Source organism: Acetobacter fallax (assembly GCF_011516735.1).
Classification (GTDB): domain Bacteria; phylum Pseudomonadota; class Alphaproteobacteria; order Acetobacterales; family Acetobacteraceae; genus Acetobacter; species Acetobacter fallax.
The window spans coordinates 1-761 of sequence record NZ_WOSX01000141.1 but is presented as its reverse complement, the minus strand read 5'-3'; the positions used below and the strand labels follow the sequence as shown (position 1 = coordinate 761).

General features: G+C 60.7%; 1 protein-coding gene and 1 pseudogene. Both read right to left on the bottom strand.

Annotated elements, in window-relative coordinates; genetic code table 11:
- Window positions 1-15: 15 nt before the first annotated feature.
- A pseudogene (locus GOB85_RS18885) lies at window positions 16-558 on the bottom strand (IS630 family transposase); the annotation flags it as partial.
- Window positions 554-761 (bottom strand): helix-turn-helix domain-containing protein (locus tag GOB85_RS18880; protein WP_198912246.1); only part of this gene is annotated, 208 nt, incomplete at its 5' end. The pseudogene GOB85_RS18885 and the gene GOB85_RS18880, both read right to left, overlap by 5 nt.

Below are 761 nucleotides of genomic sequence, written 5' to 3'. Positions count from 1 at the left end.
TAGAGCATAATCCGATCAGTCTGGTTCATATCCGGCGGCGGTGAAGCACGCTGCGGCCTGGCGATGAGAGATATCGTCAATTGCTCCACAGACGGTATTTTGAAGAGCGTCGAGGGTTCGCGGTGCCACCCGTCTGATCCACGCCTTCATTTTGGCGAAGATGTTTTCGATCGGGTTGAAATCAGGACTGTAGGGCGGCAGGAACAACAACCTGGCGCCGACTGCCTCCACAGCCTCGCGGGCAACGGCTCCTTTATGGGCGGGCAGATTGTCAAGAATGACGACGTCTCCCGGCGACAGGGTTGGAACGAGCACCTTGCGGGTATAGGCGGCAAACCATTCGCCGGTCATGGGGCCGTCCAGCATCATCGGTGCTGTCATGCCGGAGAGGCGCAGCCCGCCGATGAACGTCGTGGTTTTCCAGTGCCCGTGGGGCACGGACATCCGACAGCGCGTGCCCCGTTGTGACCGCCCCCGCAGGCGGGCCATCTTCGTTGAGACGGCTGTTTCGTCGATGAAGATCAGACGGGCCGGATCAAGGTCAGGCTGACTGTCAAACCAGGCCTCGCGCCGCTGTGCGACGTCGGGCCGTGTCTGCTCGCTGGCGTGCGCCGTTTTTTTTGACGGTCATGTCGTGACGGTCGAGACAGCGCCAGATCGTGCTCGGCGCAAAGCGGACACCGTGTTCCGCTGCAAGTGTCTCCGCCAGTTCGACAAGGGAAATATCGGCCTTTGTTTCAATCGCAGCCAGCAGGAAGGCT